The 18899-nt window shown below is 58.4% G+C and carries 18 protein-coding genes; 4 read left to right on the forward strand and 14 right to left on the reverse strand.

What is annotated here, in order from left to right; genetic code table 11:
* Positions 1-48 precede the first annotated feature (48 nt).
* The 12 genes from ilvN to rpsB form a co-directional block, all read right to left on the reverse strand.
* Positions 49-540 (reverse strand): acetolactate synthase small subunit, encoded by a 492-nt coding sequence (ilvN, locus tag GS_RS09610; RefSeq protein ID WP_010942555.1) that lies wholly within the window; start codon positions 538-540, stop codon positions 49-51.
* 70 nt (positions 541-610) lie between these two features.
* Entirely contained in the window at positions 611-2311 is a 1701-nt protein-coding gene (gene ilvB, locus GS_RS09615) for a biosynthetic-type acetolactate synthase large subunit (RefSeq protein WP_010942556.1), read from the reverse strand.
* A 32-nt stretch (positions 2312-2343) separates the two neighbouring features.
* A complete protein-coding gene (gene ilvD / locus GS_RS09620; RefSeq protein ID WP_010942557.1) occupies positions 2344-4005 on the reverse strand; it encodes a dihydroxy-acid dehydratase in 1662 nt (553 codons plus the stop codon).
* A gap of 141 nt (positions 4006-4146) precedes the next feature.
* The gene (tsaB, locus tag GS_RS09625; protein WP_010942558.1) at positions 4147-4839 is read right to left on the reverse strand and encodes a tRNA (adenosine(37)-N6)-threonylcarbamoyltransferase complex dimerization subunit type 1 TsaB; all 693 of its coding nucleotides are present in this window, start codon (positions 4837-4839) and stop codon (positions 4147-4149) included.
* A 1-nt stretch (position 4840) separates the two neighbouring features.
* The gene (rseP, locus tag GS_RS09630; protein ID WP_010942559.1) at positions 4841-5908 is read right to left on the reverse strand and encodes an RIP metalloprotease RseP; all 1068 of its coding nucleotides are present in this window, start codon (positions 5906-5908) and stop codon (positions 4841-4843) included.
* 20 nt (positions 5909-5928) lie between these two features.
* Positions 5929-7089 carry a 1-deoxy-D-xylulose-5-phosphate reductoisomerase gene (locus tag GS_RS09635; RefSeq protein ID WP_010942560.1) on the reverse strand — a complete coding sequence of 387 codons (1161 nt, stop codon included), beginning with the start codon at positions 7087-7089 and terminating at the stop codon, positions 5929-5931.
* Positions 7090-7105: 16 nt separating this feature from the next.
* Positions 7106-7936 (reverse strand): phosphatidate cytidylyltransferase, encoded by an 831-nt coding sequence (locus GS_RS09640; protein ID WP_010942561.1) that lies wholly within the window; start codon positions 7934-7936, stop codon positions 7106-7108.
* A gap of 2 nt (positions 7937-7938) precedes the next feature.
* Positions 7939-8679, reverse strand: coding sequence for an isoprenyl transferase (locus GS_RS09645; RefSeq protein ID WP_010942562.1), 741 nt, complete (start codon positions 8677-8679; stop codon positions 7939-7941).
* Between the two features lie 123 nt (positions 8680-8802).
* Entirely contained in the window at positions 8803-9360 is a 558-nt protein-coding gene (frr, locus tag GS_RS09650) for a ribosome recycling factor (protein ID WP_010942563.1), read from the reverse strand.
* 1 nt (position 9361) lies between these two features.
* Positions 9362-10081, reverse strand: a complete 720-nt coding sequence (pyrH, locus tag GS_RS09655; RefSeq protein ID WP_010942564.1) for a UMP kinase — start codon at positions 10079-10081, stop codon at positions 9362-9364.
* A 92-nt stretch (positions 10082-10173) separates the two neighbouring features.
* On the reverse strand, positions 10174-10824 hold the full coding sequence (tsf, locus tag GS_RS09660) for a translation elongation factor Ts (protein ID WP_010942565.1): 651 nt from the start codon (positions 10822-10824) through the stop codon (positions 10174-10176).
* Between the two features lie 75 nt (positions 10825-10899).
* Entirely contained in the window at positions 10900-11655 is a 756-nt protein-coding gene (rpsB, locus tag GS_RS09665) for a 30S ribosomal protein S2 (protein ID WP_010942566.1), read from the reverse strand.
* A 205-nt stretch (positions 11656-11860) separates the two neighbouring features.
* Here rpsB and lptF point away from each other — a divergent pair, with 205 nt between their 5' ends.
* From lptF to GS_RS09680, 3 genes are all read left to right on the forward strand, one after another.
* Positions 11861-13027: an LPS export ABC transporter permease LptF gene (gene lptF / locus GS_RS09670; protein ID WP_010942567.1), complete on the forward strand. Its 1167-nt coding sequence runs from the start codon at positions 11861-11863 to the stop codon at positions 13025-13027.
* Positions 13024-14100, forward strand: coding sequence for an LPS export ABC transporter permease LptG (gene lptG, locus GS_RS09675; RefSeq protein WP_010942568.1), 1077 nt, complete (start codon positions 13024-13026; stop codon positions 14098-14100). Before lptF ends, lptG begins: the two co-directional genes overlap by 4 nt.
* A gap of 85 nt (positions 14101-14185) precedes the next feature.
* Complete coding sequence (locus GS_RS09680; RefSeq protein ID WP_010942569.1) at positions 14186-15136, forward strand: IPT/TIG domain-containing protein; 951 nt, start codon at positions 14186-14188, stop codon at positions 15134-15136.
* A gap of 86 nt (positions 15137-15222) precedes the next feature.
* Here the strand turns inward: GS_RS09680 and GS_RS09685 are convergent, their stop codons facing one another.
* The gene (locus GS_RS09685) at positions 15223-16044 is read right to left on the reverse strand and encodes a cytidylate kinase family protein (RefSeq protein WP_010942570.1); all 822 of its coding nucleotides are present in this window, start codon (positions 16042-16044) and stop codon (positions 15223-15225) included.
* A gap of 125 nt (positions 16045-16169) precedes the next feature.
* On the opposite strand from GS_RS09685, the gene GS_RS09690 reads away from it, so the two are divergent.
* Complete coding sequence (locus tag GS_RS09690) at positions 16170-16763, forward strand: methyltransferase family protein (protein WP_010942571.1); 594 nt, start codon at positions 16170-16172, stop codon at positions 16761-16763.
* Between the two features lie 9 nt (positions 16764-16772).
* Here the strand turns inward: GS_RS09690 and GS_RS09695 are convergent, their stop codons facing one another.
* Complete coding sequence (locus tag GS_RS09695) at positions 16773-18899, reverse strand: putative bifunctional diguanylate cyclase/phosphodiesterase (RefSeq protein WP_010942572.1); 2127 nt, start codon at positions 18897-18899, stop codon at positions 16773-16775.

Genomic DNA, 18899 nt, shown 5'->3' on the forward strand with positions numbered 1-18899 from the left:
TGTATTTGTTCGATCAACACCTGAGACGAACGGTGAATGTAATCGGTCCTACCCTTTCCACCCCTTGGCGCCGCGCCCGATGGCCGCCGGACCGGTTCTGACGAGCTCCTTGAGCCCCAGGGGGCGGAGCAGTTCAAGGATCGCATCGATCTTGGCCGGCGTTCCCGTGGCCTCGATGGTAAAGGAACGGGGGGTAACATCAATGATTTTGGATCTGAAAATATCGACGATCCGCAGCACCTCAGCCCGGGCATCGTCCTCGGCGGTCACCTTGATGAGCGCCATTTCCCGCTCAATCACTTCCCCGTCGGTGAAATCAATGACCTTGATGACATCGATGAGCTTGTTGAGCTGCTTGGTGATCTGTTCGAGAATCTGGTCGTCCCCCCGGGTGACAATGGTCATGCGGGAGATGGATTCGTCATTGGTGGGCGCAACCGAGAGTGAGTCAATATTGAAGCCGCGGCCGGAGAAGAGACCGGCCACGCGAGAGAGAACACCGAATTCGTTTTCCACCAGAACGGTGATCGTATGTCGCATGTATGAAGCCTCCTGAGGAATGGGAGAGCGGATCGGGCGTCACCGACGACGACCGACCCGACTTGCACGATTAGGCGTTGAGCACCATTTCATTGAGAGAAGCCCCGGCGGGCACCATGGGGAGGACCTTTTCCTCCCGCGCGATCTTGAACTCCATGATAACCGGTCCGGGCGTCTCGAATGCCTTCTTGATGGTGCCTTCCACTTCGTCCACCTTGGAGGCCTGGAGACCGGTCGCACCGAAGGCCTCTGCCAGCTTGATGAAGTCGATGGGCAGCTCCATGCAGGTCTGGGAGTAGCGGCGGTCGAAGAACAGCTCCTGCCACTGCCGGACCATGCCGAGGAAATTGTTGTTGAGAATACAGATCTTGACCGGCAACCGATTCTGGACCAGTGTCGCCAGTTCCTGCATATTCATCTGGAAGCCGCCGTCTCCGCATATAGCGATAACCTGGCGATCGGGATACGCAGCCTGGGCGCCCATGGCTGCAGGCAGACCGTAGCCCATGGTGCCGAGACCACCCGATGACAGGAGGGTCCGGGCTTTGGTGAAGGTGAAAAACTGGGCAGTCCACATCTGGTGCTGCCCCACGTCCGTGGCGATGATGGCGTCGGGCTCGGAAAGCTCCCGCAGCTTCTGAATAACGTACTGAGGCTTGATGACCGAGGTTGTCTGCTTGTAGGTCATGGGATGCTTCTGCTTCCATCCTTCGATCTCGGCCATCCAGGGTTCAATACCCGTGCGAAAGCGCTCCACCTTGTCCCCCTGCTCCTCCAGCACCTTGAGCATCTGGGACAGGACCTTCTTCACCTCGCCCACGATGGGGAGGTCGACCCGCACGTTCTTCCTGATGGACGTGGGGTCCACGTCGACGTGGATGATCTTCGCGTGGGGGGCGAAGGTGGCGACCTTACCGGTTACGCGGTCGTCGAACCGGGCGCCCACGGCAAACAGCATATCGCAGTTGGTTACTGCCATGTTCGCGTAGTAGGTCCCGTGCATTCCCAGGAGTCGCAGGGCCTGATGATCATCCTCGGGAAAGGAGCCGAGTCCCATGAGGGTCGTGGTAACCGGCATATTGAGTTTTTTGGCGAAATCATAGAGTTCGCCGGCTGCATCGCCGGAGATGACCCCACCACCCACGTAGATCACCGGCTTCTTGGCCTCAAGCATGAGGGAGACGGCCTTTTCGATCTGTTTGGGATGTCCCTCGACCGTCGGCTTGTAGCTCCGCAATTCGATGGAATCCGGGTAGTGAAACTCAGCGGTGGCGATCTGTACGTCCTTGGGAAGATCCACGAGGACCGGCCCCGGACGGCCCGTGCGGGCGATATAGAATGCCTTCTTGATGATGGACGGGATATCTTTCACATCCTTTACCAGGAAATTATGCTTGGTGCACGGCCGGGTGATGCCGACAATATCGACTTCCTGGAACGCATCGTTGCCGATAAGGGCCGTGGGCACCTGGCCGGTAATAACCACCACGGGGATAGAATCCATGTATGCGGTGGCAATGCCGGTGACGGTGTTGGTGGCTCCGGGTCCGGACGTGGCGATGGCTACCCCCACCCGACCGGTGGCACGTGCAAAACCGTCGGCCGCGTGGACGCCGGCCTGTTCGTGCCGGGGAAGAATGTGACGTATCTCCTTGAAAGAAAACAGCTCATCATAGATGTTGATTACCGTGCCACCGGGGTAGCCGAACACGGTATCGACCCCTTCGAGCTTGAGGCATTCGAGTAATATTCTCGCTCCTGTCATTTTCATGCAAAGCCTCCTGCGGGCAAATGGAAAAAGTTTCAGTCGGCCGAGGTCACCGCACCGGTGTAGGCGGATGTCACCACCTTCGCATAGCGGGCGAGCCAGCCGGTTTTGATCTTCGGCTCGGGCGCCGTCCAACGGGCGCGACGCTCCTGCAGAACCGCCTCGTCAACGAGGAGTTCCAGCCGACGGTTGGGGATATCGAGCAGGATGCGGTCACCCTCCTCCACGAGGGCAATGGGGCCGCCTTCAGCGGCCTCGGGAGAAATGTGCCCAATACAGGGACCGCGGGTACCCCCGGAGAACCTGCCGTCGGTGATGAGTGCAACCGAGTCGCCGAGGCCGAGCCCCATCAGAGTCGCCGTGGGTGCCAGCATTTCCCGCATGCCCGGCCCCCCCTTGGGGCCCTCGTAGCGGATAACCACTACGTCGCCGGCAACGATCCTCCCCCCCATGAGAGCCGCCATGGCCGCCTCTTCAGAATCGAAGCAACGGGCAGTCCCCTCGAATGTCATCATGGCATCCGAGACGCCGGACTGTTTGACAACGGCACCCTTGGGCGCCAGGTTGCCGAAGAGGACGGCGATCCCCCCCTCTTTCTTCACCGGGTTCGACAGGGGACGAATGACTCGTTCGTCCACAGACTCCACGGTTGAAGCGAGCTGGAGAGTGGAGAGCCCCATGACCGTCGGGTTATCACGGACCAGAGAACCAAGCTGCCGGAGTACACCCATGACGCCGCCACCGGCGTCCAGATCCTCCATGAAGTACTCGCCCGCCGGATTCATCGAAGATATCTGGGGGGTTTCCTTGGCTAGCGTATCAAATGTTTCCAGTGGCAAGTCCACTCCAGCCTCCCGGGCAATGGCCAGGAGATGGAGCACCGTATTGGATGAGCCACCCAACGCAAGGTCCACGCGGATGGCATTCTCAAAAGCATCGCGGGTAAGGATCTGACGCGGAGTGATATCGTTACGGACAAGATCGACGATCTTCTCCCCGGACGCAAAGGCGATGCGCCGCTTGAGGGCTGACACCGCGAGAGCCGTGCCGCAACGGGGGAGACTCATGCCCATGGTCTCGGTCAGAATTGCCATGGTATTGGCAGTGAAAAGCCCCTGACAAGATCCCATGCCGGGGCAGGCATTGTCCTCGCAGACTCCAAGCTCACGCTCGTCGATGACCCCGGCCTTGTAGCGGGCCATGGCCTCAAAGGTATCGGTAACGAATGAATAACGGCGTCCTTCCGTACCGCGACCAGCCATCATCGGACCCGCGGTAACCACGATCGAAGGAATGTTGAGTCGTGCCGCCGCCATAAGCATGCCGGGCGTGATCTTGTCGCAATTGGTGAGCAGCACCAGGCCGTCGAGCCGATGAGCTTCAGCAACCGACTCCACCATGTCGGCAATGAGTTCACGGGTGGGAAGCGAGTAGTGCATCCCCTTGTGTCCCATGGAGATGCCGTCGCAGACACCTGGAATGCCGAAGAAAAAGGCGTATCCCCCGCCCGAGTGGATGCCTTTTTCGATAAAACGCTCCAGATCGCGCATCCCCACATGGCCGGGAATCAGATCGGTGAAACTGGTGGCGACGCCGATGAACGGCTTGTCCATCTGGCTCTGGGGGACGCCGGTACCCTTGATGAGAGCGCGGTGCGGCGTGCGTTCAACGCCCTTCTTTATAGTGTCGCTGCGCATGGGAACTTACCTCGCGACTGGCAGAGTATGGACCGGCACCAATCACCCTCTGTCGAGAGGGGATGAGTCTGGCGTGGTCGGTAAGGTAAAGTGTGAACATAATACAACCGGGGGTGCGGTGTCAACTCCAATAAAATGGCGTTATACCGCCTTTTGGCACATCCTGGCGAGCTCCGCCTCGGACGGTCTGATGTAGGTAGGATTAAGAAGCGGCAGCGGGACAGCCGCGCCTGTGCGCAGCAGCTCACCCGCCAGAAGTGCTCCGGCTGAGGCTCGGGGCTGGTGACAGTGCGCAGGGGCAAAGAAAGCACGATGTCCCAGGATCGACTCGATGGCTTCCCGGTACCGGATGGCCCCGTCTCCCACGAATATAGCCTCACCTTCAATCGCCTCGAGGAAGCGTTCAGGCGGTGCAACGCGGTCGACAATAACCGGTTCGGGAGCTGACGTCACCCTATAGAGCCCCCCGTACACCTCTTTTTTGCGAGCGTCGAACAGGGTGCAAACCGGCAACAAGCTCCAGGGGAGGTTCAGGGCGAGCATGGCGAGGGACGAGAAACCAACGGCAGGCTTGCCGGTTGCCAGGGCCAGCCCCTTGACCGTGGCCACTCCGATCCGAACACCGGTGAACGATCCCGGCCCCAATGCTACGCCGAAACCGTCCAGTTCCTCCAACTCCATGCCGGTATCCCGAAGCAGAATATCTACGGCTGCCAGCAGACGCTCCGACGGATGACGCTCGGCTTCCAGAAGATATTCGCCCGCGCACCGGCCGTCGATGCTCAGTGCCGCACTGCACGTGGAGGTGGAGGTGTCAATGGTGAGGATCTTCACGCTATCCTTGTCCCACGATGTAACGGGCGATATCGTTATAGAATGCCAGCACCATCAGACCGATAAGAAGGGCAAGACCGACCTGCTGGGCGATCTCCCGTGCCCGCATGCTGACCGGTTTGCGGAAAATCAGCTCCCACAAGTAGAATATCAGGTGACCGCCATCCAGAATCGGGATGGGAAGGAGGTTGAGGACGCCCAGGTTTATAGAGAGGAGCGCCATGAATGCCAGGAAGCTGACACCTCCTGCTTCGGCCTGCTGGCCAGCCATCTTGGCGATCATGATCGGTCCGCCGATGGTATCGAGGGGAACAGCCCGTTCGACGATCTTAACCAGAGAGACGACCGTAAGCCGGATCACGTTGCCGGTCTGAACGGTTCCCCGCTGCAGGGCCTCGCCGGCGGGATACGTGTCGATGACCGTTTCGCCAGAGGCCACCACACCGATGACCGGGGTGGTAACGGTTTCACCGAGAAGGTTCTTGCCGGTCCGCGTTTCTGGCGTCACACGGAAGGTCTTGATCACTTCACCCCGCTTCACCTCAACGACAAGGGGAGCGCCCTTCCCCGCAGATATCTCAGCCGCCATCTCATCCCAGCGGGAGACAGCCTTGCCGTTAACGCCGGTAATGATGTCGTTCGCCATGATACCCGCCTTGGCAGCGGGCTTGTCCTTGACGACTTCGCCGATCTTGGAGGTTACCGAAGGAACGCCGATCATGAAGATCGCGATGAACACGATCCAGGCAAAGATCAGATTGAAGCCTGGCCCGGCCACAACGATACCGATTCGCTTGAGAGGAGATTTCTCGGCAAAGGAACGGGCCTTGTCCTCTTCGGAAAGTTCCCCTTCGGCGCCTTCTCCCACCATCTTCACGTATCCCCCCAGAGGGAAGGCGGAGATGAGGTACTCGGTCTCGCCCACCTTCTTCCCGATGAGCTTGGGACCGAATCCCAATGAGAACTTTTCGACCCCCACACCGAAGAGTTTGGCAAAAATGAAGTGCCCCAACTCGTGAACGAAGATCAGTATTCCTAAAACGATGATGGCGGAGATGATGCTGACCATAGTCTCCTCTCGTACTGCGGCTAGCGGCGGACGAGCCCTACGAGCTCACGCGCCTTCTCACGCGCCCAACGATCGGTGATGAGCGCCTCCTCGATGGTGGAAAGGGTGTGTGCCTCATGGGCGTCCATGATTCGTGCGATAGTGGCGGCAATGTCGATGAATCCGATCACCCCGGACAGAAAAGCCTCTACCGCCACCTCATTGGCAGCGTTCATGACCGCGGGCATGCTTTCCCCTGCCGCCAAAGCGTCGTAGGCAAGCTTCAGGGCGGGAAAGCGGCGATAGTCCGGCTTGAAAAAGGTGAGCCCGGACAGAGCGGTGAGGTCAAGGGGATTCACCCCGGTGGGGACCCGCTCGGGATAGGTCAGCGCATAGGCGATGGGAGCCTTCATGTCGGGAACACCCAACTGAGCCATGACACTGCCGTCCACATACTCGACCATGGAATGGATGATGCTCTGGGGATGAATGTTCACGTCGATCCGCTCCGCCGGCGTATCGAAAAGCCAGCGAGCCTCGATCACCTCCAGCCCCTTGTTCATCATGGTGGCCGAATCGATGGTTATCTTGCGCCCCATGGACCAGTTGGGGTGGTTCAGGGCGTCGTCGATCGAAACCCGGGACAGCTGATCAAGCGGCAGATTCAGGAAGGGCCCGCCCGAAGCGGTCAGGATGATCCGCAATACATCCTTGCGGCTCTGTCCTTCCATGGACTGGAACACGGCGCTGTGTTCACTGTCAACGGGATAGAGTCTGACATTCTTGTCCCGCACAAGATCCATGATGAGCCTGCCGGCAGTGACCAGGGTTTCCTTGTTGGCAAGAGCCACATCTTTGCCAGCCCGTATAGCCGCAGCGGTCGGAACCAGCCCGGCGGCACCGACTATTGCAGCAACAACCATATGGGCATCCCCCGCCGTGGCTGCGGCGATAAGCCCTTCAACGCCATAATGGATCTCCGGCTTGTACCCCGGCAGACTCCGGTCCAGTTCAACGGCCAGTTTTTCGCTCAGAACGCTGACCATTTGCGGACGGAACGTCTCGATCTGCTGTCTCAGCATCTCAAGGTTGTTGCCGGCAGTGAGAGCAACGACACGGAAGCGGTCGGGGTGGGCGGAGACAACTTCCAGCGTGCTGACCCCAATGGAGCCTGTTGATCCGAGTATGGTGATGTTTTTCATGGATACCCTGTCAAACCTATCGGTTCATGAACACGAAAAGAGCGTAGTAGTAGGCAGCCGGCACAGCAAACAGAATACTGTCCAATCGGTCGAGAATGCCGCCGTGTCCGGGCACGATCGTTCCCGAATCCTTGACGCCGAAACTGCGCTTGAGCAACGACTCGAAGAGGTCGCCGACCTGACCGAGAACTCCCAACAGGAGCGCCGTGGCAATGCAGTCAAGGACGGTCAGTCCGGGGAAAAAGGTAAGACGCGCCACAAAGGTTCCGGCAAGGCTGCCGAGTAATCCGCCGATCGCCCCCTCAACGCTCTTGTTGGGACTAACTGACGGATAAAGCTTGCGGCGGCCCAGATTACTTCCCACATAGTACGCTGCCGTATCTCCGGACATGACGATAACGAGAACGAGGAAGATCCAGCCGACCCCGTCCGGAAGAGCGCGCAGCCATGCAAGGTGGGTCAGGAGCAGCGGCACGTAGAGAAACCCCGTCGCGAACAGAGCCGTTTCGACTGCGGCCGACCGGACATCGCGAAAGCTGAACAGAACCCTGAGAGCGAATGCGAGGAAGACAATCGTCAGGACAAAAGCGAACAGGGTTGCCGACGTGCGGAAAGGAACCATTTCGATGATACGATCCTGAGCAGCCAGGAACGCGGGTATAAGTGCCCCGGCCAGGGAAGCAGCTACTCCTTCCGCCCTGCGGTCCGGAAGCGCCATACGATAGTATTCGCTGAGCCCAAGAAACGTGAGAACAACGACGAACGATGCAAAAAGAACATAGCTCGCCTTGAGGACGAACAGAATCAGCAGAGGGAGGGCAATTGCTCCAGTAATGACGCGCTTAATGGCTAGCTCCTCGTGTTGATCTGGGCGCTTGTGCGACCGAAACGCCGCTCGCGGGCCTGGTAATCGCTCAATGCCCGGTACAGTTCCTCCGGCGTGAATTCTGGCCAGTTGACCGAGGAGAAGTAGAACTCCGTATAGGCCAGCTGCCAAAGAAGAAAATTGCTGATCCTCATCTCTCCGCTCGTGCGGATGAGAAAATCGGGATCAGGGAGCCCGCTGGTGAACAGATACGAGGCAAAGGCAGTCTCACTGAGATCATCGGCCTTGAGCACGCCGGAAGCAATATCGGAGGCTATCCGCGTAGCCGCCGTCATGATCTCCTGGCGCGCGCCGTAGGAAAGTGCCAGAGTAAGGATCATACCGGTATTGCCGCTGGTCCGGTCGATTGCTCCCTGAACGGCTTTATTCACATCCGGCGGCAGTTCATCACGGTTGCCGATGACATTAAACCGGATATTGTTCGCATCCATCCGCGCAGCCTCAGATGCAATGTACTTCTTCAGCAGGGCCATCAGCGCCTTGACCTCGGTTTTTGGCCGAAGCCAGTTCTCAGCTGAAAAAGCGAATAGCGTCAGATATCCGATACCGAGCCGGGAACACTCCTCGACGATGATCCTGACCGTTTCCACCCCTTTCTGGTGGCCGATGATCCGCGTGAGCATCCGTTCCTGAGCCCAGCGGCCGTTACCGTCCATGATAATGGCCAAGTGCCTGGGGAGTTTATCGGGTATGAGGCCGTGCATATGTCACCAGAAACAAAAAATCCCCTTTAAACGAGGGGTTAAAGGGGATTAAACCATAAAAGCAGTATGGGCGCAAGGAAAAAAACGAAATTAACAGGTTGCGCGGCCATTGGCCACGCCTCCTCACACCTCCATGACTTCCTTTTCCTTGTGTGCCAGGACCTCATCAACTTTGGCGACATAGACGTTCGTCACATCCTGGACTTCCTTCTCGGCGCGCTTGAGGTCGTCTTCGGATATCTTTTTGTCCTTCTCCAGCTTCTTGAGACCATCAATGGCGTCTCGACGGATGTTCCGAATGGCTATCTTGGCATCCTCAGCCGTCTTTTTAAGCGACTTCACGATTTCTTTACGACGTTCCTCGGTGAGGGGGGGAAGGCTGATCCGGATGAGCTTACCGTCATTGGACGGGGTGAAGCCGAGGTTGGCGTTCAGGATCGCCTTCTCGATGACCGGGATCATCTTTGTCTCCCACGGCTGAATGGTGATGGTCCGCGGCTCGGGTACGGCAAGAGTAGCTACCTGGTTGAGCGGAGACGGGTTACCGTAGAAATCCACCCTGATCTCGTCAAGAAGACCGGTGTTTGCCCGACCGGTGCGAACTTTTTGGTACTCGCGACGCAACGATTCGACCGATTTTTCCATGTGAGACTTCATATCGTTGATGACGTCTTTCGTCATGTCATTCTCCTTTCACAATGGTGCCGATCTCTTCGCCGCACACCACTTTCTTGATATTGCCGTAGGTGGTGATATCAAACACGATGATGGGAAGATTATTGTCCATGCAGAGCGATGTTGCCGTGGCGTCCATCACCTGAAGCCCCTTCTTGAGCACCTCGAGGTAGGTAAGCCGGGGGTACTTTATTGCAGTCGGATCTTTCTTGGGGTCGGCCGAATAGACGCCGTCGACCTTGGTCCCCTTGAGAATGACGTCTGCCCCGATTTCCATGGCCCTCAGACTTGCAGCCGTGTCGGTCGTAAAGTAGGGATTACCGGTCCCGGCGCCGAAAATAACGATTCGCCCCTTCTCCAGATGGCGGATGGCCCGCCTCCTGATGTAGGGCTCCGCCACTTCCTGCATGGCGATGGCCGACTGGACTCGCGTGTCGACACCGACCTTCTCTAGAGCATCCTGCATCGCCAGAGAGTTGATCATAGTCGCAAGCATGCCCATGTAGTCGGCGCTAGCGCGGTCCATTCCCTTGGAAGATGCGGCAAGACCGCGGAAGATGTTACCGCCGCCGATCACCAAGGCCAGTTGAGAGCCGGTGGCCACAACTTCCTTAATCTCGGCAGCAATGGCGGTAATGGTTCGGGGATCGATACCGTATCCCTGATCGCCGGCCAGGGCTTCACCGGAAAGCTTAAGCAGCACTCGTCCGTAGTAGGGTGTACCCATGATGTTCTGTCCTCGTACACGCTGTTAAAGCGCCGCTGTCGGCGCGAACGCAAAAAGAGCCGGCCATGTTCATGACCGGCCCGTGTGCCTTGCTACAGACCCGCTGCGGCGGCAACCTCCGCGGCAAAGTCCGATTCTTTCTTTTCAAGCCCTTCGCCCAGAACGAAGCGTGCGAAGCGTCTAACCGACATGTTTTCGCCGATGGACGAAATAGTCTCGTTCAGGAACTGCTGAACGGTCTTGTCCGGGTCCTTGACGAAATTCTGCTCCATGAGGCATATCTCAGCGTAGAACTTGTTGATCTGCCCCTCGATGATCTTCTCGATGATGTTTTCCGGCTTGCCCGTCTCACGGGCCTTGGCGCGGTAGATTTCCTTCTCGCGCTCAAGCAGCTCCGCGGGCACTTCCTCGCGACGCACATATTGAGGAGAAGCGGCGGCGATATGCATAGCGATATCCTTCACGAATGCTTGGAAATTATCGTTGCGCGCCACGAAATCGGTCTCGCAGTTCACTTCGACAAGAACACCGATCTTGCCGCCGGCGTGAATATAAGAGCCAACAGCACCTTCGGTGGCTGCCCGGCCCGCCTTTTTGGAAGCGGCAGCAAGACCCTTTTTCCTGAGGTAATCGACCGCCTGCTCAAGATCGCCGTTGGTTTCGGTGAGGGCCTTCTTGCAGTCCATGAGGCCGGCACCGGTGATTTTACGCAGTTCGTTGACCTGTGCAGCTGTAATGCTCACTGTATCCTCCCTGGTGAAGGGACGGGCGCCGAGGCGCCATCCCGATCATTATGCGATGTGATTAATCAGACCGGATCAGGCCTCGGCGCCACTCTCTTCCGCAGCGGCTTCCATAGCCTCCTCGTCGCCGGTCTGAAGAACGGCGTCACGTGCCTGGGAGCCCTCGATGACCGCGTCAGCCATCTTGGAAGTGAGCAGGCGAATGGCGCGGATGGCGTCGTCATTGCCAGGAATTACATAGTCGATGGGATCGGGGTCACAGTTGGTGTCAACCACGGCCACAACGGGAATACCCAGCTTCTTGGCCTCGCTGATGGCGATAGTCTCATTCTTGGGGTCGATCACGAAGAGCGCGCCGGGAAGCTTGCCCATCCCTTTGATGCCGCCGAGAATCTTTTCCAGCTTCTCCCGCTCTTTTTCAAGCTGCAGAGCTTCCTTCTTGGTGTACGCTTCAATGGAGCCGTCGGCGAACATGGCATCCAGCCGCTTGAGGCGGTCGATGCTCTGCTTGACGGTGACGAAGTTGGTGAGCATGCCGCCAAGCCAGCGCTGGTTGACGAAATACATGCCACAACGGACTGCTTCTTCGCCGATGGCATCCTGGGCTTGCTTCTTGGTGCCCACGAAGAGCATCGTTTCGCCAGCCTGGGCGTTCTCACGAACGAAATTATACGCATTCTTGAAGAGGCGTACGGTCTTCTGGAGGTCGATAATGTAAATACCGTTACGCGCCCCGAAGATATATGGCTTCATCTTCGGGTTCCATCTCTTGGTCTGGTGGCCGAAATGAACACCGGCCTCCAGAAGCTCCTTCATGGTGATGTTCGACATGCTTTCTCTCCTTTTCGGTTGTGCCTCCGCCTTCCTGTTGATGGCCGGAATCCGCGAGGGACACCGCCGGCCCGATGGAAGGCGTGCGTGATTTGAACAGCAAATCCATATACCACAGAGCGCCCGGCTTTAGCAACACCAAAGATTGGCGAGGCTATGCTCTTATATTTACATGCCGCACCCCTTCGTGTATCATGACTGCCCAATGTCCCGACTCCTGTTTCGCTATATCTGCACTGAAACCGCGGTCCCCTTTGCACTCGGGCTAACGGTATTCACCTTTGTTCTGCTGATGGGACGCCTCCTGAAGCTCGCCGAGATGGTTTTCGCCCGCGGAGTCCCGTTCCTCGACGTTACCCGCCTTATCCTCTACATGCTTCCTTCATTTTTCCTGGTGGCGATTCCCATGGCATTTCTCCTTGCGGTGCTCCTGGCCATGGGCCGGCTCTCTGCCGACAGCGAGGTGACCGCCATGAAGGCCAGCGGCATGAGCATAGGAACCATCGCCGTGCCGGTGATCGCCTTCGGGGTCATCACATACGCCGCCACTACGTTTGTCTCGGTCTACGCGCTTCCCTGGGGCAACACCGCGTTCAAGAAGTTCCTCCACGGTGTCATAGAGACGCGCGCCGCCATGAGTATCACGGAAAAGGTCTTTAACGACGAATTTCCCGGCCTCGTGATCTACGTGGACGGCTTTGACCCCAAATCCGGACGGATCAGCGGCATCCTGATCCATGATGAGCGCAACCCCGACGAGCCGTCGACCATCTTCGCCGCTTCCGGCCAGCTGGCTACCAACCCCGAAGAACGTATCGTTCGCCTGCGGCTGAATAACGGCGGGATTCATCGGGGCATAGGAACCGGCGGCTACCGTCTCGTGGAATTCACCAGCTATGATCTGAGCATTGCCCTGCAGCGGGAGCAGCAAAAGGCTCGCCTCAACGAGGAAGATATGACCCTGGGCGAGCTCCTTGCCCGCATGAAATCCCCCGGCGAACAACCCAAGCTGGTCCGCGAGATGCACTTCGAGCTTCACAAACGTTTTGCCCTCCCTTTCGCCTGCGTAGTGTTTGCGGTCATTGCTGTTCCTCTGGGTATCCAAAACCAGAGATCGGGGCGGGCAGGAGGTTTTGCCGCCGGCATCATCCTGCTCATGCTCTACTACATTCTCATGTCCGCCGGCAAAACCGTCAACGAGAAGGGAATCGCTCCGGCATTCGTTGCCGTTTGGATCCCCAATGTACTGTTCCTCGGCCTCGGGATATTCCTCCTGAAACGAGCGGCACTCGACCGGGCGATCCCCCTGGCAGAGTATGTGACAACGGCCCTGGCATGGGTGCGGCACAGATTTGAGCGGAGGAAGACGTGACCATTCTGACCCGCTACATTGCCGGTGCCTACCTGAAAATTCTGGGACTCTGCCTGGCGTCCTTCGTCGCCATTTACCTAGTCATCGACTTTCTGGAAAAGATCGGCCGGCTCCTCCGTTTCCAGCCCCGGTGGATCGACATCATACAGTACTTCATCTGCAAGTTGCCCGAGATCATCACCCAGGTCATCCCGCTGGCAGTGCTCATGTCCACGCTCCTCACCCTCGGCATGCTTTCCCGCAACAGCGAGATCGTCGCCATGCGCGGTTGTGGCGTAGGGCTCGGCAGAATCAGCGCGCCACTCATCGTCATTGCCGCCGCGGTCAGCCTCCTCACAATTTTTTCCAACGAATTCGTGCTGCCTTCCAGCTATCGGCAGATGCGCTACGTGGACCAGGTGCTGATCCGCAAACAGGGGACCAACACGTTTTTCCGCCAGAACAACATCTGGCACAAAGACGAGAGTGCGATCATGATGGCAAGGGTGTTTGACCCGGGTCGGCAGGCGCTGCGAGGGATCACCCTCTGGCGCTTTTCGGACGGCATGCGCCCCGTCAGCAGAATTGATGCTGCTGAAGGGACGTGGGACGGTGCGAGGTGGACCTTCAAGACGGTGACGGTCCGGGGGCTCGCCGGGCCTTCGGTGGAGACGAGAACGCTGGCCTCGCTGCCGGCGGAGCTCAACCTCAAGATTGAGGACCTGAAGGTGGTGGATAAGTATGCCGACAACATGGGCTTTTTCAAACTGCGCGATTACGTGCGGAAACTGAAGGCGGGAGGATATGACACCACCCGCTACGAGGCCCAGATGCACTCGAAGATATCCCTCCCCTTCGCCTCGCTCATCATGGCGTTTCTGGGCATCCCGTTCGCCCTGCGGGGGGGAAGGTCAAGCGGGGTCGCACTGGGGATTACAGCGAGCATCGGCATCGGGTTCGCCTATTTCATCACCAACTCCATCCTCATTTCCTTCGGCCAGACCGGCATCCTCCCGCCACTGATCTCCGCATGGGCGGCGAACGTGCTCTTTGCCCTGTCGGGTATCTGGCTGGCAATGACCCTGGACCGTTGACACGACGGCGAGACGTGGTCTACTTGGCGCATCGGGATCGGGCACGATAGTCGTCCCGTCGAGGCGATGCGCAGAGGGAAAACTCATGATCCATCGAATGATCGTACCGCTCATGCTGGTCGCCGTTCTGGTTGCCGGCACCGCCGGAGGCGCCACTCGTCCGGCCAAGCAGAAGCAAATTGCCGCGGCCGCCGCCACAAAAGCACCGGAGCCGGTACCGGTCAACATCCTTAGCATTATCCCCGCCCAAGGCGAGCCCAATACGACCGTAACCCTCTCAGGGAGCGGCTTTGCCTCCGGAACCACGGCCTACCTCGGCAATACCGAGATCCCCGCGCGGCTTGTCGGCACGGACGTTCTTTCCTTCGAGATACCGCGCCTGCAACCTGGACTCTACGCTCTTTTCGTCAAAAGGGGAGACGGTATCACAAGCCGCACCTACAACTTCTCTGTGCTGCCGCCGAAACCGGTCGTGGAAAGCCTGTACCCCGAAACCGTGGATGTATGCTCACCATCGGGTGAGCGGTTGGTCACCATTACCGGCAGGAATTTTCAGGCCGAGAGCAGAGTCCTGTTCAACGGTGCAGCAGTGAGAAGCAGTTTCGGTTCTCCCCAGGCCCTCTCCTTTATCGTCCCCCCCGTCCAGGCAGGACTTCATCAGATACAGGTAAAAAACGCGGAGGAAACGGTCACCACCCCCGTCACCCTCGTAGTACGCGGTACCCCAGAAGTATTCAGCGTAGTACGCGGCGAAAGTTCGGTGAATTACTACAACCTAGTGATCGAGGGCAGGAACTTCCAGCCGGGGGCGACGCTGTCAATCGAGGAGAGCGGCCTGCAACTGGGGCTTAACGCGGGGGGGGGCAAACGCATCAGGGCAGGGGCAACAGGGGAACGAGACATGCTGATCTACGTGGACTGTTCGAAACTGGTCTACCAGCGGTATCCGGTTGATCCGACCGACAAAGATCTGCGGTTGCAGGTCATCAATCCCGGTGGCGAAACCAGTTCGGTCGTGCAGGTATCCGCTCCCTGAAGCAAATGGCGCGCCGGGCGGAAGGTAACCGCCGGCGCGCCGGGATGTGTCTGATACGTGAAAGGCAGAGGGTGCGGAACCTTCGGCTACCCCTTGTGGGACTTATAGTTCAGGACCTGCAAGTCTCCTTCGACCCTCTCGACGCCTTCGACGGCGGTAGCGAGGCGGATCGCCTCCCGTTTTTCCGCCTCGGAATGCACGTGGCCTGAGAAACTCACTACCTTGCCGGATACGCTGATCCTGAAATGAATGTACTCAATGTCGCCAGACTTGAGAAAGGCCGTTTCCACCTTCTTGGCAAGGATGGTCTCATCGATCACCTGCTTCAGACGTTCCTCCCCCTCTTTGAGGCGGGAATCCTTTGCCGCCGCGATGATGCTTTCGATAATCGCGCTCTGGCTCATACGCTCGGTGTTGAACGTCAGGTCATAGCCGAGCGAATCGTTCCAGTCACGATTGAAGTAAAAATGAATGAAGCCGCCCCGCTGATGGTCGCTCTTGCGGATGAGTTCCCGCGCCAGGTCGGGATCAATCCATTCGCGCTCGGAAAAGTTTTCAACCCGGTGCTCAAAGGGGGCGATAAAGCGGATTCTGAGAATATTCTCCACATCGGAGAGAAGGTCCTGGGCGCCGCGACCGTAAAGGATCACGTTTCCCTGTTTGACACAGTCGAGGATTATGATTTCGATCGTGTTGAGATGCGCGGCGTGCATCCGGTCCTCGGCAGTGATATAGACCGGAGGCTTTTCGTCCACTCGCTTGAGAAGCTCCTTGTCAAGGCCGTAACGGGGCGCAAGCTCCGCGATCTTGTTACCGTCGACAAGGGTATGTTTGAGGCGCTTGGCCACCTCGCGGGCAATCTGGTAAGCTCCCGTACCCATCTCTCTGGAGATCGTAATTACTGCCATGTGCCCTCCTGTACTGGGGAAAGTGACTAATCCTAGCATGAGGAATTGGTGTATACAAGGAGTTATTTTGATAAACAATTACAACATGTTAAAGGCTATAAGCCGGTGTGTGGACGAGGTGTGTCGTGAACGGAGCCGTTGATCTCGTCATCCGGTTCCTTCTGTTTGCCATGCTTCACTCAATCGCGGCCCTGCCGGGCGTTCAGCAGCGCATCGGCAACATGTTTCCGAGGGGATTTCGTTTCTATCGAGCAGCCTACAATCTGGCTGCCTTGGTCACCTTCGGGTGGGTCATGGCCGCATGGCCCCTGTCACCGGTTATCTACCTGGTGCCCGGATCGGCCAGCCTTGCCTTCCATGCGGTGCAGGCGTTCACCCTGCTGCAGATGATACGCTGCGTCTCCCGGACCGGAATGGCGGATTTCCTCGGCATCCGACACCCGAGCCGGGAGGATGCCGCCCACGAACTGGTCACCACAGGATGCTATGGCACAGTCCGCCACCCTCTCTACACACTGGCCATGGTCTTTTGTCTCTTCAACCCGCTCATGACCGTGAAATGGCTTTTGTTTACTCTTATGGCAGGGGGATATTTCGTGATGGGGGCCGTGGTGGAGGAGCGGAGGCTCGAAAGGGAATTCGGTGACGCCTATCGCAGCTACCGGCGCCAGGTGCCGATGCTCATCCCGCGAAGGAGGAAGCCCGTGGCAAAAGAGTGACGGAGCATCCTAGCGCGACCGAGCGCGCAGGAACGCTGCGGCTGCATCAGGGTTAAGCGGCTGACTGAAGAGGAATCCCTGTACTTCGGCGCAGCCGTTTGCCCGGAGAAAGGCAAACTGTTCATGGGTTTCGACCCCTTCGGCAATAACATTCAGGCCGAGATTGCGGGCCATGGCAATAATGGCGGCTGTGAGGCCCGCCGCGGCCGGATCGGCTGAAATGTCACGGACAAAGGAGCGGTCGATCTTGAGAGCATCGAGCGGGAAGCGCGACAGCCTGCTGAGGGAAGAGTAGCCGGTGCCGAAATCGTCGACGGAAAAGCGGACCCCCATCTTCTTTAGGTCGCGAATGACAACAGCAGCATCCTCTTCGTTGGACATGAAGACCCCCTCGGTAATCTCCAGCTCCAGATGCGATGGCGGCAACCCGGTGGCGCGCAGCACCTTCCTCACCAACTCGGCCAAACGACGCGACCGGAATTGGAGGCTGGAAAGATTGACCGCCACCCGTACCGGCGGGAGCCCCTCGTGGAGCCAGGTAACCGCCTGGGCACAAGCGTTCCAGAGGACCCACTCGCCAATCGATGCGATAAGGCCGGTTTCCTCGGCCAAGGGGATGAAATCGTCAGGCGGGACTACATCACACCCCGGCCGATGCCAGCTCAGCAGAGCCTCCATCCCCACCACGCGCCCCGAGGCCGCATCCAGCTGTGGTTGGTAGCAGAGGCGGAATTCATTCCGTTTGAGCGCCCAGCGCAGGTTGTTTTCCAGGGTCAGCCGCTCGAGCGCCATGGCGTTCATAGAGCCCGAATAGTACTGATAGGTATTGCGGCCCAGTTCTTTGGCGTGATACATGGCCGTATCCGCGTTACGCAAAAGCTGATCGCAGTCCTCGCCGTCGGAGGGAAAGAGACTGATGCCGATGCTTGCCCCCACGAAAACCTCGTGGCCGCCGATCACATAACGCTTGGACAGGGCGGTGATGATGCGTTGCGAGACCCTGGCGGCATCCTGGGGGTGGGCCAGATCGGTCAGCAGAATGGTGAACTCGTCCCCGCCCATGCGGGAGATGAAGGGGCTCGCATCCTCGCGGGAAGCGTGGGTGAGCGTATCGCTGCGCCGCAGGCATTTCATAAGCCGGCCGGCCGCCTCCTGAAGCAGCCGGTCGCCCGCATGATGCCCCAGAGTATCGTTCACCTTTTTGAAGTGGTCGAGATCCAGGAACAGGACTGCCATCATGAAGCCGTTGCGCTGGGCAAAGGCCAGGGCCTGTTCCATTCGCTCCTCGAACTGGAACCGGTTGGGCAGTGCCGTCAGAGTATCGTGATGGGCAAGGTAGCGAATCCGCTCCTCGGCAAGGGTTCGCTCGGTTATGTCGTGGACCGTTCCGACCAGCCTTGACGTCCGCCCGTCATCTGCGGACAGAAGCTCGGCATGCTGGCTGACGATCCGCTCAACACCATCATCGAGAACGATCCGGTGATCCATGCAGTAGCCGACACCGGTCCGGAACGCCTGAAAGATGGCCTTCTTGACCGTTACCCGGTCTTCGGGATGCACCCGGCGCATCAGGGCCCGGTGACTCTTCCCCTGCCGATGGTCCCTGATGCCGAAAATGCGGCACGATTCCTCGGAGCAGGTAAAGACGTTGGTCTCCAGGTCGAACTCCCAGTTTCCCAGGCGAGCAATGCGTTGAGCGTTGTACAGCATGGTCCTGCTCTTGTGAAGCTCATCGAAAGCGAGTTTGGCGCGCAGTAGATAACGGATACGGCGGGGCAGCAGAACCCAGTCGATCGGCTTGGCCAGGAAGTCCGAAGCCCCTGCCTCGTAGGCTTCATCAATGGCACCGGTATCATCGAGACTCGTCATAACGAGGATCTGGACGCGGTCTCCTCCCGGCAGACGGCGAATACGCCGGCAGACATCAAATCCCCCCATGCCGGGCATTACTACATCGAGCAGGATGATGTCGGGAACAAGCCGGCTGAACATCTCAATGGCGGTGACGCCATCGCCGGCTTCAATCACCGCGAAGCCCCCCTGCTCTACTGCGCGCCGGGCAAGAACGCGCACCAGCTCATCGTCGTCAATGATCATCACGGTAGCTGAAGCGCCGTCCTTGCCCTCTTTTCGCAT

Source organism: Geobacter sulfurreducens PCA, from assembly GCF_000007985.2.
GTDB classification, from domain to species: domain Bacteria; phylum Desulfobacterota; class Desulfuromonadia; order Geobacterales; family Geobacteraceae; genus Geobacter; species Geobacter sulfurreducens.